A 23,147-nucleotide genomic window follows, 5' to 3' on the forward strand; every position below is an offset into this window, starting at 1 on the left:
TTCATGCTCACTTCTGATTTGGTCGGCTATTGCGCCGCCAGCCTGACCACCGCCGCTTTTATCCCTCAAGCCTGGATGACCTGGCGCTTTAAACGCGCTGAGGGCGTCTCGCTGAGTATGTACGTGATCTTTATTGCTGGCATCCTGATGTGGATGACTTATGGCATCTTGTTGCAGGCGTGGCCCGTCATCATCGCCAATATTGTGACCCTGGTGCTGGCGTCTTTCATTTTGGCGATGAAGTTGATTTACAAGTAAGTTGATGGGATCCGATTGTAGGACGAGTGCAACCCGTCCTACTTTTAACTCAATTCCCCAACATCTTTTCAAACACATCCCTCGAATCAAATGCGGCTCGGCGCAGGCGGTCGTTGACGCCTTGCCAGATTTTTTCTTGCGGCAAGGCTTCAACAAGAATTACATCAGCATGAGCGTGATCGAGTTCACGTAAGCCAGCATACAAATCATGGGCATAACCAACCGGATCATTTGGCAAATGTCGCCAGGCATCGGCATGAATAGCCGGGTGTGCGAGGTAACTCATTAAGGCCAATGTCTTGCCTTTGGCTTGTAATTGTTGAACCACATCATCAAGCTCCTCAACAGCTACCTGCACCACTGGCGTGTGCGGCGCGTAATGGGCATCTAGCGTGCCTGATGCGCGAGGTGCGGCGGCGTCGGGACTGGCAGGTATGACACCCAACACTGCAGCCAATTGTTCTGCGCTGATGTGTCCTGGCCTGAGCAAGACTGGGCCATGGGTGGCTAAACGACTTAAATCGACAATCGTTGATTCGATTCCGACTTCACTCTGACCACCGTCCAGCACCCGGGCAATCAAACCACCTGACTGTACTTCTTGTTCAAACTCTTCGATCACATGAGATGCCATGGTTGGGCTGACATGGCCAAATTTATTGGCTGACGGCGCAGCAACGCCACCTTTACCACCTTTAAACGCACTCAATAGCGCGATCGCCACTGGATGCGACGGGCAGCGTATGCCGACCGTATCCTGACCACCGGACACCGCAGCCGGAATGTGATCGGCACGCTTTAAAATAAAAGTCAGCGGACCGGGCCAAAATGCTGCAATGAGTTTTTCTGCTTCGGCCGGAATCTCTTTCGCCCAGTAACTGATGTCGGCGCCTGGTGCGATGTGCACAATCACAGGGTGATTGGAAGGGCGACCTTTGGCGGCATAGATATTGGCAACCGCCTGCGGGTTTTCTGCATCCGCACCAAGACCATAGACCGTTTCTGTCGGAAAAGCGACCAGCTTGCCAGCTTCTAAAGCTTGTGCCGCCGCGATAATTTCAAGCGGTACATCTGTCTTGCTGACTACTGACATCATACTTGCTCCGGCGCGGCAATCCCGAGAATGACGCAGGCTTTGGCTAATGCTGCCTGCGCTTCTGGCATGCTGGTGGCGACAAAAGTGACATGTCCCATCTTACGTGCGCGACGTGCTTCGGCTTTGCCGTATAAGTGAACATGCGCACCGGGAATGGCCATGACCTGATCCCAGGCTGGTTCGTGCTGGGTATCTGTGCTGGCATTCTCATACCAGACGTCGCCCAAAATATTCAACATGGCAGCGGCGGAATGTTGACGCACATCGCCCAGCGGCAATTGCGCCAAAGCGCGTACTTGTTGCTCAAATTGACTCGTGATGCAAGCATCAATAGTGTAATGACCACTGTTGTGCGGACGCGGTGCCATCTCATTGACGGCCATCGTTCCATCTTGCAGCACAAAAAATTCTATGCACAACACGCCGACATAACCGAGTTCTGCGATGATATCCAAAGCGGCAGCTTGCGCCTTTTTGGCGATGTCTGGTGACACATTCGGGCTTGGTGCTAACGTCGTAAATAAGATGCCGTCACGATGGACATTTTCAGCGATCGGATAGACCACGGCTTCGCCGTCAACACCGCGAGCAACGAGGACGGATATTTCGTAAGCCAGCGGCAGCATTTTTTCTAAAATGCAGTGTTGACCATTCATGCCAGCAAACGCCGCTTCCAATTCTGCGCGGGTGCGAACTCTGACCTGACCTTTGCCGTCATAACCCATGCGTACGGTTTTCAAAATACCAGGCAGCAAATCATCCGGTGCGCTTAGCACATCGGCGTGCGTTGCGATGCCCCAATGCGGCGCTGGGTAAACGCCATTATTCAATGCGCAGCGGGTAAAGAAATGCTTTTCGGCGAGCCTGTCCTGCGCAATAGAAACACAAGCGCCAGCCGGTGCTACAAAGCCACCACGAGCAAAATAATCGAGGCTATCAGCAGGAACGTTTTCAAATTCAGTCGTGACGCTGGTAGCGAGCTTGTGCAATTCGCTCAAACCTGTTGCGTCATCATAATTGGCCTGTACATGGTGTTCTGCCACCTGCGCAGCAGGACAGCCTGCTTCCGGCTCCAGCACGGCAACCTTGTAGCCGAGTGCCTGAGCTGCGTGCGCAAACATGCGACCTAACTGACCACCGCCTAAAATGCCAAGGCAGCTTTTGTCGGTATTCGGCAATAATGGTCGTCTTGGATGTACTTGCTTGTCGATAGTCATGATGTCAAATTCTATGTGAGGCGTTCAAAAACAGCCTGCGATTCAGTGAGGGCATAAAGATACTCCCCCCTTTATTTAGAAAAACACGTCATTTGTCATTGAGACAGAATGGACGTTTTAAAATACTCACTCGGAGTATGCAAACTCTTTCAAATTCATATTGCTGACATACACGCAAAAAGCTGTCTGTCTTTCGTCGTTTTTACGATTCAAAACAGGCAACGGCGATGCTAAGGGTTGAATTCAACATCACCGCTGCACATTGTTAAGCAATCAAACTGGCAGCACCATATCGCGTGCAACTTGCGTTTGCTTTTCTCTGAACGTCAGCAATTGCGTAGCCAAGGCATCATCCGTGGTTGCCAGCATCGCGATCACCGCCAGCGCAGCATTGGCGGCACCGGCTTCACCAATCGCAAATGTCGCCACGGGTATCCCTTTTGGCATTTGCACGATAGACAGCAAAGAGTCTTCACCGCGCAAATATTTTGACGGCACTGGCACGCCAAACACCGGAACAATGGTTTTAGCGGCGATCATGCCTGGCAGATGCGCAGCGCCACCAGCGCCAGCGATAATCGCGCGGATGCCGCGTTCACGGGCGGTTTCTGCAAACGTGAACATTTCATCCGGCATACGGTGGGCAGAGACGACCTTGGCTTCAAAACCGATACCGAACTCTTTTAAAATCGCAACCGCATGCTGCATCACGTCCCAATCAGACGATGAGCCCATAACCACACCAACGACAATTTTTTGCTCTTGGCTCATGATTATGCCTTCAGTTTTTCACCAGTCAGACGCTCCAGCGCTTCCTGATATTTAGCAGAGGTTTTTTGAATCACGTCTTCTGGCAATGTCGGTGCAGGTGCCGTTTTGTTCCAGCTGGTAATGGTTTCCAGATAGTCACGCACAAATTGCTTATCGAACGATGGAGGAGAAATACCAGTTGCATAGGAATCAGCAGGCCAGAAACGAGAAGAATCGGCCGTCAACACTTCGTCCATCAAATGCAGTACGCCGTTGTCATCCAGACCGAACTCAAACTTGGTATCAGCGATAATGATGCCGCGTGTGGCTGCGTAGTCTGACGCTTGGGTATAAAGCTGAATACTGATATCGCGCATCTTGGCGGCGAGTTCTGCGCCGATGCGTTGTTCCATGTCGGCGAAGCTGATGTTCTCATCGTGCTCACCCATTTCGGCTTTTGCTGCTGGTGTGAAAATAGGTTCAGCTAACTTGGCGGCCTGTGGCAAACCAGCAGGCAAAGTAATGCCACAAATAGCACCAGTCGCTTGATAATCTTTCCAGCCAGAGCCGATGATGTAGCCACGGACGACAGCTTCTACCATGATAGGTTTGAGACGTTTAGCAACCACCGCGCGACCACGCACTTGTTCCACTTCATCGGCGGCTACGACGCTCTCGGGAGCAATACCAGTCAGATGATTTGGCACAATGTGACCTAATTTTTCGAACCAGAAATTGGCCATTTGATTCAGCACGCGGCCTTTTTCCGGGATAGGCTCGGACATGATGACATCGAACGCGGATAGGCGATCGCTCGTCACGATGAGCAATTTATCATCGCCAACTGCGTAGTTGTCGCGTACTTTGCCACGGCCTAACAAAGGCAAAGAGTGAAGTGTGGAGCTAATTTGGGTAGTCATGATTTTTCAATACTCTAAAATACTGCACATTAACTGCAAATTTATAATGTAAATGAATGCTGCAAAAATGCTCAGGGCGCATTTTCTGCGCCCTGAGCTTACACATTACTTAGTTGACGATCTGCGACAACGCGCCTTTTTTGTACTGCTCGGCGACTTTTTCCAGCGACATTGGTTTTATCTTCGCTGCCTGACCTTCGCAACCGAACGACAGGTAACGTGCCTTGCAGACCAGTTTCGCTGCTTCACGCGCTGGCTTTAAGTAATCACGCGGGTCAAACTTGCCTGGATTTTCAAACATGTAGCGACGGATCGCGCCAGTCATTGCCAGACGGATATCAGTGTCGATGTTGATTTTACGTACACCATTTTGGATACCAATCACGATTTCTTCCACTGGCACGCCGTAAGTTTCTTTCATGTCACCGCCGAATTGACGAATCTCTTCGAGCAATTCTTGCGGCACGGAAGAAGAACCGTGCATCACCAAGTGAGTATTTGGAATGCGCGCATGGATTTCTTTGATGCGGTCGATTGCCAGAATATCGCCGGTAGGCTTGCGAGAGAACTTATATGCACCGTGGGAAGTACCGATCGCAATCGCCAGTGCGTCACATTGAGTTTGTTTAACGAAATCAGCAGCTTGCTGCACGTCGGTCAACAACTGTTCACGCGTCATTTTGCCGTCAGCACCGTGACCGTCTTCTTTGTCGCCCATCATGGTTTCCAAAGAACCGAGCACGCCGAGTTCTGCTTCGACAGTCACGCCGATGGAGTGCGAAAATTTAACGACTTCACGTGATACTTCAACGTTGTATTCGTAGCTGGCAACGCTCTTGCCATCTTCCATCAAAGAACCGTCCATCATCACCGAGGTGAAGCCGGATTTAATCGCTGCCATACAAACCGCAGGCGATTGGCCGTGATCCTGATGCATCACTACCGGAATATGTGGGTAAGCTTCGACTGCGGCTTCGATCAGATGACGCAAGAATGCTTCACCAGCATACTTACGGGCACCAGCAGAGGCTTGCATAATCACAGGCGCGCCAACTTCATTGGCAGCTTCCATGATGGCAGTCACTTGTTCCAGATTATTGACATTAAATGCTGGCAAACCATAGCCGTTTTCAGCAGCATGATCCAGCAATTGACGCATCGATACGAGAGGCATATTAAACTCCAGAAGTACTATTAAAAATCTTTACTTTCAAATCTGATGCTGCATTAAAAATTGCAGATCAGTTCAACAAATCTTTTTCTATCAGGCCATAAAAGCTACCGGGCTACTTAGGACTGAAATTCACCAACCTTCACGATCTTCAGCGCATTCGTGCCGCCTACTTGCCCCATAGGTTCACCCCAGGTCACAACGATCATGTCGCCTTTGCTGACGACGCCATTTTCCAGCAATACCGTCTCCGCCGATCTCAACACGGCATCACGATCTGCCGCATACGGCAAAGTAAAAGTCCGGACATTGCGATACAGGGCTGCTTTGCGTTGCGTTGCGATACTCGGTGTCAAAGCAAACAAAGGCACATCAATACTGTGACGACTCATCCACAATGCGGTTGAACCAGATTCAGTCAAAGCCACAATCGCTTTGACACCTAAATGGTGCGCAGTAAATAGCGCACCATAAGCAATCGACTGATCAATGCGGGTAAAAGCCAGATTCAGGAAATCCGCATCGAGCTTATATTCCTGGAATTTTTCTGCTTCCAGACAAATCGCCGACATTGCTTCTACCGTCTCTATAGGATATTTACCCGAAGCTGTTTCGGCAGACGCCATCACTGCATCAGTACCATCCAACACCGCATTGGCGACGTCGGATACTTCAGCACGGGTCGGCACTGCATTGACGATCATTGACTCCATCATTTGCGTTGCGGTAATTGCTAATTTGTTCGACGCGCGCGCCATTTTGATCATGCGCTTTTGCAATGCCGGAACTGCCGCATTGCCAACTTCGACGGCCAGATCACCACGCGCGACCATAATGCCATCGGATGCATCCAGAATTTCTTGCAAGACCGGGATCGCTTCAGCACGCTCGATCTTGGCAATCATCATTGGCTTGTGGTTATAAGGCTCACCAGCAATATTGGCCAATTGACGCGCCATTTCCATGTCTGTCGCATTTTTCGGGAATGAGACCGCAACATAATCTGCCTGGAATGACATCGCTGTTTTGATGTCTTCCATATCTTTTGCCGTCAAAGCAGGTGCAGTCAAACCACCGCCTTGACGATTAATACCTTTATTGTTCGACAGCTCTCCACCGATTTTAACGACCGTGTGGATTTCATTACCGATAATGCGTTCAACAATCAATACGATCAAACCATCATTGAGCAATAAAACGTCGCCCACTTTGACATCACGTGGCAAGGCTTTGTAATCGAGACCAACACGTTCCTGGTTACCCATCGTGCAATCCGCGTCGAGAATAAACTTATCGCCATTCTCAATTTGAATACGGGTATTTTCAAACTTGCCGATACGGATTTTTGGACCTTGCAAATCCGCCATAATTGCCACTTCGCGTCCGCATGCTGTTGCAGCCTGACGTACCATGTCGGCGCGATCGATGTGATCTTGCGCCTTGCCATGGGAAAAGTTCAGACGCACCACATTGACGCCCGCGTTAATCATCCGTTTGAGTGTTTCCACATCATTGGAAGCGGGGCCTATGGTGGCAACAATCTTAGTAGCACGTAACATCTGGTCTCCTGAATTATTATTAATGGTTTGATGCGGTGATGAACTAATTTCTTTGAACTAATTTCTTTGAATTTAATTTCTTTACTGTGCCGCGCGTTGCAATAAAATTTCTACCGCGGGCAAAGTTTTCCCTTCCAAAAATTCCAGGAAAGCGCCACCGCCAGTCGAGATATAACCAACACGATCAGCGATCTGGTATTTAGCAATCGCTGCCAGCGTATCACCGCCACCTGCAATCGAGAATCCAGCAGAATCAGCAATCGCCTGCGCCAAGACTTTGGTGCCATTGCCAAACTGATCAAACTCAAATACGCCAACGGGGCCGTTCCAGACGATCGTGCCAGCAGTTTTGATTTGCTCTGCCAATAAAGCAGAAGTGACTGGGCCGATATCAAGAATCATGTCGTCATCGGCAACATCCGCCACGGCTTTAACCGTTGCTACAGCCGTTGGTGAAAATTCTTTCGCGCACACCACATCAGTAGGAATCGGTACGGATGCGCCACGTTTTGCCATCATATCTATGATCGCTTTTGCTTCATCCACCAGATCCGCTTCTGCCAGTGATTTACCGATTTTTAAGCCGGAAGCCAGCATGAACGTATTCGCAATACCACCGCCGACGATCAGGTTATCAACTTTATCTGCGAGGGATTTCAGGATAGTCAGTTTGCTCGATACTTTAGAACCCGCGACAATCGCTACCAAAGGACGCGCTGGTTGGCCAAGCGCTTTGCCAAGAGCATCTAGTTCCGCAGACAATAATGGACCAGCTGCAACGACTGGCGCGTATTTTGCGATACCGTGGGTAGTCGCTTCGGCGCGGTGCGCAGTACCAAATGCGTCGTTCACATACACATCGCACAGCGCTGCCATTTTTTGTGCGAGCGCGTCGTCATTCTTTTTCTCGCCTTTGTTCACGCGGCAGTTTTCCAACAACACCACTTGACCAGCAGCGACTTCAACGCCGTCAACCCAGTTCTGTTTCAAACTGACAGGTACGCCAAGTAACTCGGATAAACGCACTGCAACTGGCGCCAGACTATCTTTGGCCTTGAACTCACCTTCTGTCGGACGTCCCAGATGCGATGTGACCATCACTGCCGCCCCCGCCTTCAACGCTTGTTGAATCGCCGGAACTGATGCACGAATACGCGTATCTTCGGTAATATTGCCGTGGTCGTCCTGAGGAACATTGAGATCGGCACGAATGAAAACACGTTTGCCTTGAAGCTGATTAGCTGCGATCAGGTCGCTGAGTCGATTAAATTTCATCGCGATGTGGAATGAGAATTGGCTAGGTTGAAGGAAAAAGCGATCTGACTCCGAATCAAACAAATATTAATTCCGCAGCAATTTCGTTATAAACAACATTGCCGAGCAAGATTCGAAAGTAAGACAAATGCGCTAAAACCGCTATTTTACCAAAGCCCCCAGCCCACGCCACAGAGTTTTGCATCTGATTTTGGCGCCAGCTTACCTAAATTGCCTGCATACCAGTGTAAAAATGTTAATGTATTAATATTTTCTAGTTTCCGCAGGGCGGATAAAGCCCGCGCGGAAGCTACGGTAAATGAAAACGGCGGGTCGTCCCGCCGTTCGTATCTATTTATATTTGACCAACTAAAGCAAACGCAAACCGGTGAACACCAACATACCAAAAATGATTGTATGCAACATATTTTTGCTCAGTTGAAAAAACACCGTCGCAGCGATACCCGCCATGAGCTTAGGATTGTGCCAACTAAAATCCCATTCACTGCCGCCATGCGGATTAAGCAAAAAATCAGGAACAATAATTGCCGCCAACGCGCAGGCAGGTGCATAGCGCAGGGCTTCCTGGACGCGTTGCGGTAAATTAATCCGGTTTCCAGCCAACCAAAAGCCACTACGAGCAATAAAAGTTGCCAACCATAAAGAAAAAATAACGATCCAGATCTCAAGATCACTCATGCTTGCTCACTCCCATTCGGTGCTTTTTTGTTCTTGAGCATATGTTCTTCCAACAACATCGCAGTTGCCATACCCAATATCACTGCGAGTAACAGGCCGAGTTTATAAGGGAAATGAAAGCACAATAGCGCCACAACGCCAGCGACGACCACTCCGGCCAAAGCCGCACGGTTGATAATCAAAGGCAGCATCACGCACAAAATCGCCAGTGTGCCAGCAACACCGAGCCCCCAACTGGCGGGAACCTGACTTCCTAACAAAATACCAATGACAGAGCCGATTTGCCACGCAGCCCAATTCGGAAAGATAAGACCCTTCAAAAACGCCAACTTGCCTTTCATGTCCTTCAAGTCAGGAAAGCGTTGAATAAATAAGCCCACCGCCACATCGCCAGTCAAAAATCCCAACCAGGCACGGCTACGCCACGGCAAATGCGAGAAATGCGGCGCTAATATCGCTGAAAAGATAACAAATCGCAGATTGACCGCCAGCGCCGTCGCGAAGATCACCCACACTGGCGCATGCGCCCCGATCAGCGGCAAAGACGCCAATTGTGCGGACCCACCAAAAACAATAAAGGTCATCCCAAACGCTTGCGGCAGACTCAAGCCCGCTTTGATCATGGCTATGCCAACCACCAATCCCCAGGCACCGATACCAAACCAGGTGGGCGCCCCCAGACGCAGCGCCTCTTTGGTGGCAGCTTGATCAGATTCAAAAGACATGGCAACTTTTCTCAACAAATAGCCGTGCATTTTAGCCTTGATCAGAAAAGCTCGCCAATCAGCGATACAATCAACGATACAATCAGCGATAGTTAACGACAGCAAGTAGCTGGAATCCGTTAAAATCACCGCTTGAATTTGAGAACCGATGCAAATAGCAACCCATGGCGTGTCCAAGCCGCAAAATGCTTCGCATGCCAAGCTGCTTTTGCATCCAATATTGCACCTAATTAGCAAACATTTTTACCGGAGTCTTTATGTCCACGAATACAAGCGCCACAACAGCTAGCAATGTCGTTGAACTGCAAGCAAAAGATTTGCCTGCACATTGCCCAAATCCAGCAATGCCATTGTGGTCGTCGCATCCACGCGTTTTTCTTGATTTGTCCCATGGTGGCTCTGCGACTTGCTCTTACTGTGGTACGCAATACAAACTGGCTCCAGGTACCGTGATCAAAGGCCACTAAGATTTTCCATCGCTGCGCATCGCACTCGCGGTCAAAGCACCAGCAAAAATCAGGTAAGCTCATCATGCCCGCAAAAAAGCAATTTAATGGCAGTGCCGACGAAGTCGAAGCTGCATTCTATGATGCCATCAGTCGCGCTGATCTCGATGTATTCATGGATTTGTGGGCGGATGACGAAGAAATTGTCTGCATTCATCCCGGCTCTAGCCGTCAAGTAGGTCATGCAGCCATCCGGGCGTCGTGGGAAGCAATCTTTGAACGGGGCAATGTCCACATTCAGGCAACGCAATTACACGCGACGCACAATCTGTTGACCGCCGTGCATAGCGTCATCGAGCAAATTCACCGTCCGAATGAAACCTTGCCGGATGTCCATATTCTGGCGACCAACGTTTATCTGAAAACACCGCAAGGATGGCGTATTGCTATGCATCACGCCTCGGTCGCAGCAGGCAAAGCCCCCTTGGATTTATTCAAGGCCAGTGTTTTACATTAAGGTAATTAGTTTAAAACGACAATGAGGCGTGCATTTACAACCAGAATGGCGCACAGTACGACTCACCCGTAACATGCAACCCGTTTCACCCACTAAGATGCAAGAATGAAATATCAGTCTCCCCGCTGGCTCCCCGGTGGTCATTTGCAAACCATCTACCCTGCTTTATGGATACCTCGCCCCGAAGTCAGCTTCCGGCGCGAACGTTGGGTGACGCCTGACGAAGATTTTATCGATATCGATTTTGTGGATGGAAAACCTGGCCAACCTATGGTTGTGCTATTTCATGGATTAGAAGGTTCCAGCGACAGCCACTATGCACGGGCTTTGATGGCAGCAATCCAGGCGAGAGGATGGTCGGGCGCGATTCCACATTTTCGTGGTTGCTCGGGTGAATTGAATCAGGCGCCGCGCTTTTACCATTCCGGTGATGCACAGGAAATTGACTGGATATTACGTCGCGTTCAATCTCAGCATCAAACACAACACGGCGATGCTGATGTTTTTGCGGCTGGCGTTTCACTCGGTGGTAACGCCCTGCTACGCTGGCTGGGAGAATCGCAACATCAGGCTGAATTTGTCAAAGCCGCTTGCGCGATCTCAGCACCACTCGATCTGGCACAAGGTGGCGCGTCTTTGTCTAGCGGCTTCAACATGCTCTACACCCGCATGTTTCTCAAAACTTTAAAGCCAAAGTGCCTGCAAAAACTGAACCAGTTTCCCGGGCTGTTCGACAGAAATCGTTTGCTAGAAGCCAAAAATCTCTACGAATTCGATAATGTCGTGACGGCGCCTTTGCATGGTTATCTGGATACCGACGATTACTGGAATCGCGCCAGCGCGCGCCACGTGCTGCCCGACATTACACTACCGACCTTGGTCTTGAATGCGCAAAATGATCCTTTTTTGCCCGGTCAATATTTACCTCAAAAAGCCGCGCCCGCTGTGATTCTTGACTATCCTAAACATGGCGGCCATGTCGGCTTTGCCGCTGGCAATGTACCCGGCAGCCTGCATTGGTTACCAGAAAAAATTCTGCACTTTTTTGACAAGGCAAGCTAATGGACGAGATCGTCAAAGCCGCCATTGCAAAATGGCCCAATGTACCGCATTGCTACGGCTGGTTAGCCCTGGATGCACGCGGCCAATGGCGCATGCGCGATGAACGCTGCCAGGCCCTAAAACTCCCCGGCGACATCATCCGCCATCCCGCTTTGATCGACTTCATCAACCGCAATTACCAATGCGACGATCAAGGCTGCTGGTATTTTCAAAACGGTCCGCAGCGCGTGTATGTTGAGTTGGAGGCGACGCCGTTTATTGCTCACACCACACCGACAGGTTTGCGCTTGCATACCGGCCAGGTCATGCAATCAATAATCGGCGCGTATTTTGATGAGAGTGGACATTTGGTCTTCGCTTCAGAAAATACACTGGCGCAAGTTGATGATCGTGATGTGGCAGAATGTCTTAATTGGATTCGAATTGATGGTCACGAATGTATAGATGATGATCTGCTTTTGTGGTTAGAACAAACAACACTGTCAGTGAAAGCCCATATTTTTGTATCAAATGTTGAAGTCATCGTACAAAAAGAAAACGTGGGAAGTCTGATGAAAAAGAGGGGTTACACACCCCACCCATCAAATACAAATGCGCATAAAGATATTTAAATTCGCGTGCGATTCACGCTCCTAAGGTTTGCAAAATTTTGCGGAAGTGAATGATTTTTTCTTCATCAACAGATAAAAATTGCGTGCTTTTAACGTCATAGAACTGTGGCGCAATTTTCTTGCAAATCGCATGGTCTTCTTCAAAAACCTGACGATTGACCTGCGCCGTTGAAGCAAAAAAATGATCCATAGTCGATGCCGGATAATTTTTATTCAAGCATCCCTTCAATAAACGGCTATAGAAAAACGTCTTGTTTGACTCTTGAGATGGAAAAAAATTCTGTAATGAATACGAATAGCCAAACGTAGAAGTAAGCATCGTAAATGGAAACAAATAAATACTCTGGTACCCCTCATGTTGATCTGAAATATTAAACATGCGGCTGATCAAGCGGAGTTTTTTTTCGACGCTGGCATCCGTTATTTTAAAATTGGCTACTGAATTGGCTCGATGGTATGTATTTACCGGCTCAGAAAGAGAAAGGCGACCCAAAGACTCTGCGTGCACGTATGGGGTATGCAAAGAATCCAAACCATTTTCTATTGCAATCTTCCAATTACAGTCATAAATATAAGAATTAAAATCTGCCCGTCCATTAATATTGAAAGAAATCGATGCAAGTAAAGCGTAACTTTCGCCTAACTGATCTTCCAAACCAGAGGCTGGTTGTATTGAAGCAAATAGAAAATCACCGCACCAGTCAACTTTTAAAGTATTTAATCTAGCTTCATTAATTTCCTCTGGCTTAAATTTATCCCGGCATGGGATATGTAATTTTCCAGATTGAAAACTCCAGCCATGATAAGGGCAACTGACGACTCCCTTCCCATAAGGCTCATTAAAAAATCTTGTACCACGATGAGGGCACAAATTATCGAAAACTAGCATTTCTCCATGGTCGTTAAAAACGACAACCTCGTCGGAAAGCCAATTAAGCTTTAGGAATGCTCCTGCCTCAGGTAATTCTGTGCGATGACCTAATAAGTGCCAGTAATTATTACGTAATTCAACGTCAGTAATCATAGCGTCCTTGCAGGTTGAGCATAGACGGTTGCGCTCTCTTTGACGCGACGTACAACAATTGCTCCTGCGCCAATTTTCGCATAATCACCTATTTCAACATTAGGTAATATTGATGCGTGTGAACCGATAAAAACGGCCTTACCCACCTTAACATGTCCAGTTAAATCAACGTGAGCACAAATTGTTGATCCGTCGCCAACAAACACATCATGACCTGCGCCCGAATGACAATTAATCATTACAAAATCTGAAATTTCGCTGTCTGCTGAAATGAAACAATATGGATAAATAACTACGCCTTTGCCAATTTTTGCGGTATCAGAAACAACCGCATTGGGGTGGATGAAGCTAAAAAACTTTGCTCCTTTTTCTTCAAGAGCTTTTGCCAATTCCAATTTTGCCCGCGGATCACCTATTGCCAGGACTAAATAATCGTTTTCAACAGGAACGTAACTAGAAATACTTCCTAATAGGGGAACTGGGTAATTCTCATTCAACATATCACTGACAGGGAGCGTATCATCCACAAATCCTGCAATACGTATATGACAAGCATCAGCTTCCGGCTTAAGCAACGAGTAAATCTCTCGACCCAAACCGCCAGCACCAACAATGATAATATTTTTTATCTTTTCCATATTTGCCTCATCTAGCCATATAGCCACCATCGACTAACCAACTCGCACCTGTGACCCATCGACCAGCATCAGAAAGCAGAAACGCCGCAACGTGCGCAATATCTCTCACCTCGCCAAAACCCAGCAAGTGCTTATCATGATAGTCTTTAACCGAGTCTTCCGACAGTGAGGTGGTAAGCCTTTCATGCATTTCCGTGATCACTGCTCCAGCAACAATACTATTGACAGTTATCTTTCGAGGAGCGAATTCAACCGCCAGCGACTTACACATGCCATCAATTGCCGCCTTTGCAGCAGAATAAATACTCATTCCAGCCTGTCCACGCTGTCCTGCTACGGATGACATAAAAATTATTGAGGACTGATCAGCCATTACATTCCGTAGAGAAGCTCCACGCGCGAGCGCGAGCGCTGTCTTGGCACTGGATGCAAACACGTCATCGAAATTCTTCTCTTTTGAAAGTTTAACGGGGCGCACGGAGCTAACGCCTGCTGCATGAAAAATTCCATTTAGTGGTAAGCTATCTTTTGTAAGTAACTGCAAGTAGTCAGCAATGTCGTCACCACCAGTCAAATCGAACACATTGAGTTGATGTCCACCACCTTCAAGTTGCGCCAGCGTTTCTTGCAAACGCTGCTCGTCACGGCCCAACGCAATAATCGTCGCGCCACAGCTTGCCAACAAAATTGCAGTAGCGCGCCCAATTCCAGATGATGCGCCTGTCACCAAAATGCGGCGCCCCGTGAGGCAGGTTTTATCAAAGACCATATATTTAAATTTCTATCAAGGAATTAACCTGCATCTGATCTAAAGTTATCAATGCTGAGGCCCACGAGTAACCCACACCAAACCCGGTAAGAACAGCCGTTCCACGTAAAATTTTATCTCTACCTAAGTCTGTCATTACCAACGGAATTGACGCACTAGACGTATTACCAAAACGATCAATATTCATCGGGGCTTTTTCTGCGGGCAATTTCAATTTCTTAGTAATGTGCTTGAGCATAAATTGGTTAGCCTGATGGAATAAATACCAATTGACTTCATCTCGTTGTTTAACAGAAAAATCTAATAAATCGTTAACCAACGGTGGAACGCTCTTGAGTGTAAAATTGAAAACGTCCGCACCGTCCATATACAAACAAGTTAAATCAGAATCAACCATGCGTGGGTCTACGTCCTCAAATTTCCGGTATGCACCTTTCGGAACAATTAGATTTTTTTCACCTGTGCCATCGGTTCCAAGAACAAAGTAGGTTGTCTGAGCGTCCTTATTAAATTCGAGCGCTGTTGCTGATCCAGCGTCACCAAATAGCATTGCCGTAGCCCGATCGGCCGGATTTACTAGTTTGCTAGACGTATCACCAGCAAGTAATAATACGCGTCGTACAGCGTGACCATCTATTAGTTTAGAAGCTAACCATAGGCCATACACGTAGCCAGAACATCCAAGGTTGATATCGAGTGCGGCACAAGATGTTCGCAATTTCAATCGGGACTGCAACGCACATGCGGTAGCAGGTAATCGATAATCAGGTGTTTGCGAAACGAATACAATTGCATCAATACTTTCGGGAGACCAAGCAAGTTCCGACATTAATTTCTGTGCCGCAGCCTGACAAAAGTCAGCGGTTGTCTGTTGATCATTAGAATGCCTTCGGGTCTGAACGCCGATCATCTTAACAATTTCATTAACTGCAGCCTCGCCAAACTGCGCATGAAACAAATCATTTTTAACTTCAGACGCGGGAACTGCAGTGACAATACCTTTCAACATTACATGATCGACACGAACATGCAATCCCGAGATGGCAGCCTCATTTTCCATGATTATGCTTTCTTAGCCAATTCAACTGCAGCCAAAATATCAGATAATTTTTCACATTTAGCCAGAACCTGCCCATCTAACATCACGCTAAAGACGTCATCAACCAATGCCATTGTAGATACCACTGCTAAAGAATCCCAGGCATAGTCAGTCAGGTTCAACTCTGGGCCAACGTTCGCGACATCTATCTCAAGTATTTCAGCCATTCCTTCAAAAAATTCTTCCATCATTACTCCTTACGTTTAATTCAAAAATGACTAATAGGACTCAAGGATTGCGGCACCCCAAGAGTAACCAACTCCAAAACCAAGTATCAGAACAGTATCACCACGGCGTATTTTCCCTTTTTGTTTGGCACGGGCAATCGCAATTGGGATCGTCGATGAAACCGTATTACCAACTGTGTCTAGTTCGATTATAAACTTGTCGTGCGGAATCTTTATTTTCTTTCTCAATGCTTCCAGCATAAATTTGTTTGCCTGGTGAAAAACTACGTGATCTATATCGTCAATTGTTTTTCCTGCTTGTTCTAGTATTTCCTTGAAAACAGCGGGAACAGAAGTCAAGGTAAAACTCATTATCTCAGGGCCATTCATATATAAATGATTCTGACTGCGGACATTGCCCATGGTGTCAGTATATTCAACTGCTGTTTCGGCACCAGAAAAAAGTCTGCTACCCCCGGCCGGTATGATTAAATTTTCAGCACCAGCACCATCAGTGCCAAAAACAAAAGGCCCAATTTGAGCTCCAGTCGCATCTGAAGAAACGACCAGCGAAGCAGTCGCCGCATCACCAAAAAGTGTACGCACGCTCCGGTCTTTTGGATGCATATATTTTGAATACGTGTCTCCGGTTAAAAATAGAACGTTTTTAGAAATGCCTGCTTCAATCATGGCTTTAGCAAGTGACATGCCATAGACGTAACCAGAACATCCCAGACCAATATCGAGCGCACCGCATTGTTTCTTCAAACCTAATCGTTCGTGTATCAGGCAAGCAGACGTCGGTAATAAGTAATCTGGCGTTTGCGTACAAAAAATCAAAAAATCGATATCATCCTTATTGATTTTTTGCTCACAAAACAGTTGCTCAGCAGCGAGATAAGCCAAATCAGCGGCCGTTTCGTTGAGGTCAGCAACGCGTCTTTCGATAATCCCTGTTTTTTCCAGAATTTTGTCTGGCGTCCAATCAGGAAACTCTGAAGAAAGAGTCACATTATCCAGTCTCAGTTCTGGCAAGTAATACGCAATCGCACTAAGTCGAGCATATGTTTTCATCGTACGTGCACCATTCTTATGATTGTCGACATCACCTAAGCAAGAACCCAATTGCCACACAACAATTGCCTACTATCAAACAGCATCTGCTATGTGCCGGACGATAGCCTCTACGGTCTCCATCTCAAGATCCGGATAAATAGGTAGGCACAAAATTTGTTTTGACGCATTATCAGCTACTGGTAAATGATGTTTATCCGATGATGTCAGACCGCGATACATAGAGAATTCAGATATCAAGGGATAAAAATAACGTCGGGCAAAAATGTTATGGGTCTTTAGCATTTCATACAAACCATCCCTTCCTAGCGGATATTCTGGACTGACTAGGATAGGAAAATACGAAAAGTTAGTATCGTGTGGTGTCGTATCCAACAAACATCGAATTCCTTTGATACCAGTGAGCATTTTACGATATGCATGATCGATTGCTTTTCGTTTCGCAATTAAATCGTCAATATGCTTGAGCTGTAACAAGCCAAGCGCGGCATTGATTTCGCTCATCTTGCCATTGATTCCGGAAGCAACGACGGTTGTTTCATTCACAAAACCAAAATTTTTCAGGTTATCAATATGCTTTTTTGTTTTCGCATCCGGGCAAACAATCGCTCCACCTTCAAAGGTATTAAATACCTTGGTCGCATGAAAACTTAACACCGATAAATCACCATAATTCAAAATGCTACCATGCTGATTTTTAACGCCAAATGCGTGAGCAGCATCATAGATCACCTTGAGATTATAGTTATCTGCGATGCGTTGAATCGCATCGACCTCACAAGGTGTTCCGTAACAATGCACAGGCATGATTGCGGTCGTCTTTGGTGTAATCGCTGCCTCAATTCTGGCAGGATCGATGTTAAGGGTGTCCGGCTCAATATCAACAAAAACCGGTGATATGCCGTTCCATAACAATGAATGCGCTGTCGCGACAAATGAGTACGGCGTCGTAATGACCTCACCTTCAATGCGCAACGCTTTTAATGCGGTCACTAAGGCAATGGTCGCATTCGCGAACAAGCAAATATGCTTCACCCCAAGGTATTCACATAAGGCCTGTTCCAGCTCCTGATGAAAAGGACCACAATTGGTCAGGACACGGGTGTCCCAAATTTTTTGCAAATACGGCATTAACTCCTCCAGCGGAGGTAGTGCCGGACGGGTCACATAAACTGGTGGTGATATTTTTTGAGTCATAAAGCCTCGTTGGCGTCGTATAAGCGAATTTTGTCGTCAGCTACTTCAAAAGCAACTGGTGGTAAATCAGCACACCAGCGCTCAAACATATATCTAATGGCGAGTTCAAATGAGCGAGCAACCAATTCGGGTTTAGAAAAGTTCGAATCAGAAAAGGCCTTTCTGAGTGATGCTCTGATCGTCGCCAGCTCGTCAACATGTTCTGAAAAATAAATCGCTTTTTGAACAAAATCATCTTCATCAACCGCTGCAAATTGCTTGCCTAAGCCAACTTGGGATAAATTCGCAATACCTTGTCTGCCCGCAGGTGTTTTACCGACCAGCGTTAACGTTGGAACCCCCATCCATAAGGCGTTATTCGTCGTCGTTCCACCAGTATACGGAAACGTGTCGAGACAAATATCGACTTGGTGGTGTAATGATAGATAAGTATGAATATCGCTTCTCTGATAGAAACGAATGCGATTCAAGTCTATATTTTCCTCTTTTAACCAGGTACGTAGATTTTCACTTCCACCCTCAACAGGCATTGCAGCCATGATTAGCTGGGATTCAGGGATTGCTCTCAATATCCTCGACCAGAGCGCAATAACCCTACGATTCATTTTATCAATCCGATTAAAACTAGCAAATGTTAAATAGCCATTTCTCAAAGCAGGTAGATCGTTGACTGACGGTGCATTAATATTCGCTTTGAATGTCGTGGTGATCGGTAAGCGAACGATTTTTTCGGTAAATTGTTGATCAATATCTCCATAAGGTAAAAAATATGGATCGCCAAAAAAATAATCCAAAGACTTTAATCCTGATGTGCCTGGGTAGCCTATCCAACTAATTTGAACTGGAGCAAGCCTCATAGCAAAGGCAGATAATCTATGCCTTGCCGTATGGCCAGACAAATCAATTAATACATCAATTTGGTCGCTTTTTATTTTTTCAACGAGTTGCTCATTACTTAAAGTAATAACTCTTGCCCATTCGCGAAAATATCCTTTCAACCTGAATGTCACCTCGTCTTCAAAGTTGCCGTTATCATACGCGTATAAATGTAGGTGAGGCTTTCTGGCCAAATCGGAAAATACTGGTTCAATAAAAGATACTAACGCATGATCCCGCAGATCGGCAGAAACAAATCCAATACGTAAAACCCGATCAACATTTTTTTTGTTCTCTAAAGGTGTTATTGAATTTATTACTGGGACTTCATAAAGTGAGGAAAAATGAATATGTTCCTTAAATAACTCATTAGCAGTGATGTCGGGACTATGGCAAATTGAAAACAAATAATTACTATACGCAGTTTCAAAAGTGGGATCAAAATTAAATGCCTTATAGTAGCTTTGAATTGCCTCTTCAATTCTGCAAGAATTTTGCAAACATTGAGCCAAATTATTATGCGCGAGCGCAAATTCAGGATTTAATTGTATCGCCTTTTGGTGCGAAGAAATTGCCTGTTCTAACCGGCCAGCTCTTGCGTACACAATCCCTAAATTGCAATAAATTCCGGCTGGTTCCGAACTAAAATTGATCGCTTGTTGATAGGAATTTATCGCATTCTGGTCGTCACCACTATCCGAATAAGCGTTACCAAGGTTATTCAATACTTCTGGGACATTCGGATTGATTTTCAAGGACTTTTTAAAACATGCAATTGCCATTGCATATTCTGCGAAGCGATGTAAGCCCATTGCAACCTGATAATAAAAATTAGGATCACTACTTTGGCAATGAAATGCTTTACGACATTGTTCAAGCGCGCATTTCACGTTGCCTATATTAGAATATGCATCGATCAGCGGGACATGTACTTCGATTAAATGCGGATATTGTTTTTCTAATGCGAGCAAGACCTCAATACCTTGATCAATTTTTTTATCCAAAATCAAAGCATTACTCAAATGAAGACTTGCTTGGGTATAATCGGGGCGTTTTTTTTGCGCCTCACTAAATTGAACTGCGGCCTCACCAAATTTCCCCAAACGTAATAATGCTAACCCGTATGAGACGTAGCCATCAACAAACTCGGGTCTCCATTTAATAGCATTAATATAAAAAGGAATGGAGTCAGTTGCCCTATCAGACTTGAAATAAGCATTTCCAATATTAAAGGATGCTGATGCATATTGAGGATTCAATTTGAGGGCCATTTGATAAGCAGCTATTGCTTTATCAAAGTCTTTCAACTTCAGATAGACATTACCCAAATTTAAATGAGCTCTTGGCAATTCAAGTTGCTCTTCGATTGCGCTTTGGTATAAGCGTATCGCAAGTTCCAGATCTCCACTGTCTTCTGCTTGGTTACCTTTAGTGATCAGATCCACATTGGCGTAACTAATTTCGACAGGCGCACTGGCTATGTCATTATTTTTTTTAAAAAACGCAAATTTATCGAAAAGACCCATGTTTACTCAAACCAATTAACATTCACAAAAACAATCGAAGTTACCTAAAAATCATCTCCGCCATTTATAGAAAAAATATGCTTACCGCTAACCAGTCAAGATGTTGATTTTGCTCATCTTACTGTTGATGCCGACCCAGCTAGAGCAACTACTAATCCAGCCAACACAGGTATGGGAGATCAAGATAAACCGACCTCGCAACTTTAAAGTCACAAAGCCTCGTCGGCATCATATAAACGAATTTTATCGTCTGCTACTTCGAAAGCAACTGGTGACAAATCAGCACACCAACGCTCGAACATATATTTAATGGCTAGTTCAATTGAGTGAGAAACCAAATCCGGTTTGGAAAAATTCGACTCAGAAAAAACTTCTCTCAGCGATTCTCTGATGCCCGCCAGTTCATCAACATGTTCTGAAAAATAAATGGCCTTTTGCACAAAATCATCATCATCCAATGCGGCAAATTGCTTATCTAAACCAACCTGCGATAAATTCGCAACCCCTTGCCTACTAGCTGCCGTTTTACCAACCAAAGTTAAAGTAGGTACTCCCATCCACAAAGCATTATTCGTCGTTGTTCCTCCAGTATAGGGGAAGGTATCGAGGCAAATATCGACTTGATGATGTAAAGACAGATAAGTATGAATTTCAGAACGTGGATGGAAAGTGATACGATCAGACGTAATACTTTCCTCTTTAAACCACGCCAGCAAAGTATCCATTCCACTTTCTACACGCATTGCTGCCATTACCAACTTAGCATTGGGTAAAGTCCGCAGAACTCTACCCCATAACGCAATCACAGTACGGTTAAGTTTGTCTGTGCGATTAAAACTACCGAAAGTTAGATAACCATTGGTCTTTGCAGGTAACTCACTGACTGGAGGCGCTTTATCGCTGGCCTTAAATGTAGTGGTACATGGAAGGCGGACAATTTTTTCAGTAAATTGCTTATCCATCTCTCCAAACGGAAGAAAATTTTGATCCCCAAGAAAATAATCCATAGCATCCAGGCCAGACGTTCCAGGGTATCCTATCCAACCAATTTGAACCGGCGCGGGACGCATAGCAAATGCTGTCAACCTGTGTTTTGCCGTATGTCCTGACAAGTCAATCAAAACGTCGATTTGATCCTTTTTAATTTTGTCTACAAGCTGTTGATTACTTAACGGTAGGACTCTGGACCACGCCCTAAAATACGCTTTCAACCTGGATGTAACACTGTCTTGAAGGTTACCATTATCGTACGCATATAGGTGTATGTCTGACTTTCGTGCCAAATACGCGAAAACGGGCTCGACAAACGAGACGACAGCATGATCTCTCAGATCTGCAGAAACAAAGCCAATCCTAAGAATTCGATCAATAGTTTTTCTATTTTCCAGTGGTTTTATCAAACCTTGAACTGGCTTTTCATAAATATCTGAAAAACGCTTGTGTTTCGCAAATAAAGTATCCTCATCAATTTTCGGATCGTGGCAAAGAGCGAATAAGTAATTACTGTAAGCCAAATCAAGCTCAGGATTAAGTTCAAATGCCCTGTAATAACTTTGAATTGCTTCTTCTATACGCCCGAAAACGACTAAGCATTGCGCTAAATTATTATGTGCATTCGGAAGTTCAGGATCAAGTTGAATCGCTTTTTCATAAAATGAAATTGCCAGTTCAAATTTGCTAGATTGTTGGTATGCGAGCCCTATATTACAGTGCAAACCAGCCGATTCAGGTAATAATTTGATTGCTTTGTTAAAATAGCGAAGCGCACTCTCACTGTCGCCACTATCTAAATATGCGTTACCAAGACTGTTCAATACCTCGGGAACATCCTTGGCGACTTTCAATGCTCTTTGGAAGCACGTAATTGCGACTTCATATTCTTTAAATTCATACAATCGTGTACCCAATTGAAAATAAAAGTTGGGATCTTCACTTAGGCATCTGGCTGCTACTCGGCATTGGTTTATCGCCTCGCTAATTTCCCCCTTTGCTGAATAAGCGGCAATCAAAGGTAAATGACTCTGAATCGAATCAGGATATCGCTTTTCCAACCTAAGCAAAATCTCAATACCTTGATCATACCTTTTATCTAAAACTAAAGCGTTACTCAAATTAAGACTCGCCTGAGGATCATCAGGTCGGCTATTAAGGACCTCGCTAAATTGAATTATTGCCTCACTATAATTCTGCAGTTTTAGTAGTGCTAGTCCGTATGAAACATAAGCATCTACAAATTCTGGTCTCCATTTAATTGCATCGATATAAAAGGGAATGGATTCAACTGCTCTTTCAGACTTGAAATAAGCGTTCCCAATATTAAAATACGCTGATGCATATTCAGGATTGAATTTCAGCGCCATTTGATAAGCGTCGATTGCTTTGTCAAAGTCATTCAACTTCAGATACGCATTGCCCAGATTTAGATATGCTCTTGGTAGTTCAGGTTGCTCTTCGATTGCGCTTTGGTATAAGCGTATTGCAAGTTCCAGATC

General features: G+C 45.8%; 23 protein-coding genes. 5 read left to right on the forward strand and 18 right to left on the reverse strand.

Annotated features, from left to right (window positions below):
• Positions 1–3: 3 nt before the first annotated feature.
• Complete coding sequence (locus tag ACO0KY_RS18175) at positions 4–258, forward strand: SemiSWEET transporter (protein WP_186913825.1); 255 nt, start codon at positions 4–6, stop codon at positions 256–258.
• Between the two features lie 49 nt (positions 259–307).
• On the opposite strand, the gene ACO0KY_RS18180 is transcribed toward ACO0KY_RS18175, so the two are convergent.
• The 9 genes from ACO0KY_RS18180 to ACO0KY_RS18220 all read right to left on the reverse strand — a co-directional run bounded on the left by ACO0KY_RS18180 (position 308) and on the right by ACO0KY_RS18220 (position 9,649).
• Positions 308–1,351: an L-threonylcarbamoyladenylate synthase gene (locus ACO0KY_RS18180; RefSeq protein WP_423048486.1), complete on the reverse strand. Its 1,044-nt coding sequence runs from the start codon at positions 1,349–1,351 to the stop codon at positions 308–310.
• The gene (locus ACO0KY_RS18185; protein ID WP_423048450.1) at positions 1,351–2,571 is read right to left on the reverse strand and encodes a 5-(carboxyamino)imidazole ribonucleotide synthase; all 1,221 of its coding nucleotides are present in this window, start codon (positions 2,569–2,571) and stop codon (positions 1,351–1,353) included. Before ACO0KY_RS18185 ends, ACO0KY_RS18180 begins: the two co-directional genes overlap by 1 nt.
• 273 nt (positions 2,572–2,844) lie before the next feature.
• On the reverse strand, positions 2,845–3,342 hold the full coding sequence (gene purE, locus ACO0KY_RS18190; RefSeq protein WP_423048452.1) for a 5-(carboxyamino)imidazole ribonucleotide mutase: 498 nt from the start codon (positions 3,340–3,342) through the stop codon (positions 2,845–2,847).
• Positions 3,343–3,344: 2 nt separating this feature from the next.
• Positions 3,345–4,241, reverse strand: coding sequence for a phosphoribosylaminoimidazolesuccinocarboxamide synthase (locus ACO0KY_RS18195; protein ID WP_423048454.1), 897 nt, complete (start codon positions 4,239–4,241; stop codon positions 3,345–3,347).
• A gap of 109 nt (positions 4,242–4,350) precedes the next feature.
• The gene (gene fba / locus ACO0KY_RS18200; protein WP_186913820.1) at positions 4,351–5,415 is read right to left on the reverse strand and encodes a class II fructose-bisphosphate aldolase; all 1,065 of its coding nucleotides are present in this window, start codon (positions 5,413–5,415) and stop codon (positions 4,351–4,353) included.
• Between the two features lie 116 nt (positions 5,416–5,531).
• Entirely contained in the window at positions 5,532–6,971 is a 1,440-nt protein-coding gene (gene pyk, locus ACO0KY_RS18205) for a pyruvate kinase (RefSeq protein WP_422993432.1), read from the reverse strand.
• An 81-nt stretch (positions 6,972–7,052) separates the two neighbouring features.
• On the reverse strand, positions 7,053–8,246 hold the full coding sequence (locus ACO0KY_RS18210; RefSeq protein ID WP_423048457.1) for a phosphoglycerate kinase: 1,194 nt from the start codon (positions 8,244–8,246) through the stop codon (positions 7,053–7,055).
• Between the two features lie 348 nt (positions 8,247–8,594).
• Positions 8,595–8,924 (reverse strand): AzlD domain-containing protein, encoded by a 330-nt coding sequence (locus tag ACO0KY_RS18215; protein WP_423048459.1) that lies wholly within the window; start codon positions 8,922–8,924, stop codon positions 8,595–8,597.
• Entirely contained in the window at positions 8,921–9,649 is a 729-nt protein-coding gene (locus tag ACO0KY_RS18220) for an AzlC family ABC transporter permease (RefSeq protein ID WP_422993428.1), read from the reverse strand. The genes ACO0KY_RS18215 and ACO0KY_RS18220 overlap by 4 nt, the downstream gene beginning before the upstream one ends.
• Before the next feature lie 257 nt (positions 9,650–9,906).
• On the opposite strand from ACO0KY_RS18220, the gene ACO0KY_RS18225 reads away from it, so the two are divergent.
• From ACO0KY_RS18225 to ACO0KY_RS18240, 4 genes are all read left to right on the forward strand, one after another.
• Positions 9,907–10,116, forward strand: coding sequence for a zinc-finger domain-containing protein (locus ACO0KY_RS18225; RefSeq protein WP_422993426.1), 210 nt, complete (start codon positions 9,907–9,909; stop codon positions 10,114–10,116).
• Between the two features lie 64 nt (positions 10,117–10,180).
• Positions 10,181–10,612, forward strand: a complete 432-nt coding sequence (locus ACO0KY_RS18230; RefSeq protein ID WP_423048462.1) for a YybH family protein — start codon at positions 10,181–10,183, stop codon at positions 10,610–10,612.
• A gap of 105 nt (positions 10,613–10,717) precedes the next feature.
• A complete protein-coding gene (locus ACO0KY_RS18235; RefSeq protein ID WP_423048464.1) occupies positions 10,718–11,674 on the forward strand; it encodes a YheT family hydrolase in 957 nt (318 codons plus the stop codon).
• Positions 11,674–12,285: a DUF2946 family protein gene (locus tag ACO0KY_RS18240; protein ID WP_423048466.1), complete on the forward strand. Its 612-nt coding sequence runs from the start codon at positions 11,674–11,676 to the stop codon at positions 12,283–12,285. The genes ACO0KY_RS18235 and ACO0KY_RS18240 overlap by 1 nt, the downstream gene beginning before the upstream one ends.
• A gap of 13 nt (positions 12,286–12,298) precedes the next feature.
• Here the strand turns inward: ACO0KY_RS18240 and ACO0KY_RS18245 are convergent, their stop codons facing one another.
• From ACO0KY_RS18245 to ACO0KY_RS18285, 9 genes are all read right to left on the reverse strand, one after another.
• Positions 12,299–13,309, reverse strand: a complete 1,011-nt coding sequence (locus ACO0KY_RS18245; protein ID WP_423048468.1) for a Rieske 2Fe-2S domain-containing protein — start codon at positions 13,307–13,309, stop codon at positions 12,299–12,301.
• Positions 13,306–13,947, reverse strand: a complete 642-nt coding sequence (locus tag ACO0KY_RS18250; RefSeq protein ID WP_423048470.1) for an acetyltransferase — start codon at positions 13,945–13,947, stop codon at positions 13,306–13,308. The genes ACO0KY_RS18245 and ACO0KY_RS18250 overlap by 4 nt, the downstream gene beginning before the upstream one ends.
• 7 nt (positions 13,948–13,954) lie before the next feature.
• Positions 13,955–14,716 (reverse strand): SDR family NAD(P)-dependent oxidoreductase, encoded by a 762-nt coding sequence (locus ACO0KY_RS18255; RefSeq protein WP_423048472.1) that lies wholly within the window; start codon positions 14,714–14,716, stop codon positions 13,955–13,957.
• A 4-nt stretch (positions 14,717–14,720) separates the two neighbouring features.
• Positions 14,721–15,776 carry a ketoacyl-ACP synthase III gene (locus tag ACO0KY_RS18260; protein ID WP_423048474.1) on the reverse strand — a complete coding sequence of 352 codons (1,056 nt, stop codon included), beginning with the start codon at positions 15,774–15,776 and terminating at the stop codon, positions 14,721–14,723.
• A 2-nt stretch (positions 15,777–15,778) separates the two neighbouring features.
• The gene (locus tag ACO0KY_RS18265) at positions 15,779–16,003 is read right to left on the reverse strand and encodes a phosphopantetheine-binding protein (protein ID WP_423048476.1); all 225 of its coding nucleotides are present in this window, start codon (positions 16,001–16,003) and stop codon (positions 15,779–15,781) included.
• 30 nt (positions 16,004–16,033) lie between these two features.
• Complete coding sequence (locus tag ACO0KY_RS18270) at positions 16,034–17,056, reverse strand: ketoacyl-ACP synthase III (RefSeq protein ID WP_423048488.1); 1,023 nt, start codon at positions 17,054–17,056, stop codon at positions 16,034–16,036.
• 75 nt (positions 17,057–17,131) lie between these two features.
• Positions 17,132–18,253 (reverse strand): DegT/DnrJ/EryC1/StrS family aminotransferase, encoded by a 1,122-nt coding sequence (locus tag ACO0KY_RS18275; protein WP_423048478.1) that lies wholly within the window; start codon positions 18,251–18,253, stop codon positions 17,132–17,134.
• Positions 18,250–20,655: a tetratricopeptide repeat protein gene (locus ACO0KY_RS18280; RefSeq protein ID WP_423048480.1), complete on the reverse strand. Its 2,406-nt coding sequence runs from the start codon at positions 20,653–20,655 to the stop codon at positions 18,250–18,252. The genes ACO0KY_RS18275 and ACO0KY_RS18280 overlap by 4 nt, the downstream gene beginning before the upstream one ends.
• Positions 20,656–20,864: 209 nt before the next feature.
• Positions 20,865–23,147, reverse strand: a 2,283-nt coding sequence (locus tag ACO0KY_RS18285; RefSeq protein ID WP_423048482.1) for a tetratricopeptide repeat protein, incomplete at its 5' end; no start/stop codon positions are given.

This window comes from Undibacterium sp. Dicai25W (assembly GCF_049340505.1).
Classification (GTDB): domain Bacteria; phylum Pseudomonadota; class Gammaproteobacteria; order Burkholderiales; family Burkholderiaceae_D; genus Undibacterium; species Undibacterium jejuense.

Excerpts from the sequence above, each read along its gene's own strand:
- ACO0KY_RS18175 (WP_186913825.1), top strand. The coding sequence starts at position 4 with ATGCTCACTTCTGATTTGGTCGGCTATTGCGCCGCCAGCCTGACCACC.
- ACO0KY_RS18180 (WP_423048486.1), bottom strand. The coding sequence starts at position 1,351 with ATGTCAGTAGTCAGCAAGACAGATGTACCGCTTGAAATTATCGCGGCG.
- ACO0KY_RS18185 (WP_423048450.1), bottom strand. The coding sequence starts at position 2,571 with ATGACTATCGACAAGCAAGTACATCCAAGACGACCATTATTGCCGAAT.
- purE (WP_423048452.1), bottom strand. The coding sequence starts at position 3,342 with ATGAGCCAAGAGCAAAAAATTGTCGTTGGTGTGGTTATGGGCTCATCG.
- ACO0KY_RS18195 (WP_423048454.1), bottom strand. The coding sequence starts at position 4,241 with ATGACTACCCAAATTAGCTCCACACTTCACTCTTTGCCTTTGTTAGGC.
- fba (WP_186913820.1), bottom strand. The coding sequence starts at position 5,415 with ATGCCTCTCGTATCGATGCGTCAATTGCTGGATCATGCTGCTGAAAAC.
- pyk (WP_422993432.1), bottom strand. The coding sequence starts at position 6,971 with ATGTTACGTGCTACTAAGATTGTTGCCACCATAGGCCCCGCTTCCAAT.
- ACO0KY_RS18210 (WP_423048457.1), bottom strand. The coding sequence starts at position 8,246 with ATGAAATTTAATCGACTCAGCGACCTGATCGCAGCTAATCAGCTTCAA.
- ACO0KY_RS18215 (WP_423048459.1), bottom strand. The coding sequence starts at position 8,924 with ATGAGTGATCTTGAGATCTGGATCGTTATTTTTTCTTTATGGTTGGCA.
- ACO0KY_RS18220 (WP_422993428.1), bottom strand. The coding sequence starts at position 9,649 with ATGTCTTTTGAATCTGATCAAGCTGCCACCAAAGAGGCGCTGCGTCTG.
- ACO0KY_RS18225 (WP_422993426.1), top strand. The coding sequence starts at position 9,907 with ATGTCCACGAATACAAGCGCCACAACAGCTAGCAATGTCGTTGAACTG.
- ACO0KY_RS18230 (WP_423048462.1), top strand. The coding sequence starts at position 10,181 with ATGCCCGCAAAAAAGCAATTTAATGGCAGTGCCGACGAAGTCGAAGCT.
- ACO0KY_RS18235 (WP_423048464.1), top strand. The coding sequence starts at position 10,718 with ATGAAATATCAGTCTCCCCGCTGGCTCCCCGGTGGTCATTTGCAAACC.
- ACO0KY_RS18240 (WP_423048466.1), top strand. The coding sequence starts at position 11,674 with ATGGACGAGATCGTCAAAGCCGCCATTGCAAAATGGCCCAATGTACCG.
- ACO0KY_RS18245 (WP_423048468.1), bottom strand. The coding sequence starts at position 13,309 with ATGATTACTGACGTTGAATTACGTAATAATTACTGGCACTTATTAGGT.
- ACO0KY_RS18250 (WP_423048470.1), bottom strand. The coding sequence starts at position 13,947 with ATGGAAAAGATAAAAAATATTATCATTGTTGGTGCTGGCGGTTTGGGT.
- ACO0KY_RS18255 (WP_423048472.1), bottom strand. The coding sequence starts at position 14,716 with ATGGTCTTTGATAAAACCTGCCTCACGGGGCGCCGCATTTTGGTGACA.
- ACO0KY_RS18260 (WP_423048474.1), bottom strand. The coding sequence starts at position 15,776 with ATGGAAAATGAGGCTGCCATCTCGGGATTGCATGTTCGTGTCGATCAT.
- ACO0KY_RS18265 (WP_423048476.1), bottom strand. The coding sequence starts at position 16,003 with ATGGAAGAATTTTTTGAAGGAATGGCTGAAATACTTGAGATAGATGTC.
- ACO0KY_RS18270 (WP_423048488.1), bottom strand. The coding sequence starts at position 17,056 with ATGAAAACATATGCTCGACTTAGTGCGATTGCGTATTACTTGCCAGAA.
- ACO0KY_RS18275 (WP_423048478.1), bottom strand. The coding sequence starts at position 18,253 with ATGACTCAAAAAATATCACCACCAGTTTATGTGACCCGTCCGGCACTA.
- ACO0KY_RS18280 (WP_423048480.1), bottom strand. The coding sequence starts at position 20,655 with ATGGGTCTTTTCGATAAATTTGCGTTTTTTAAAAAAAATAATGACATA.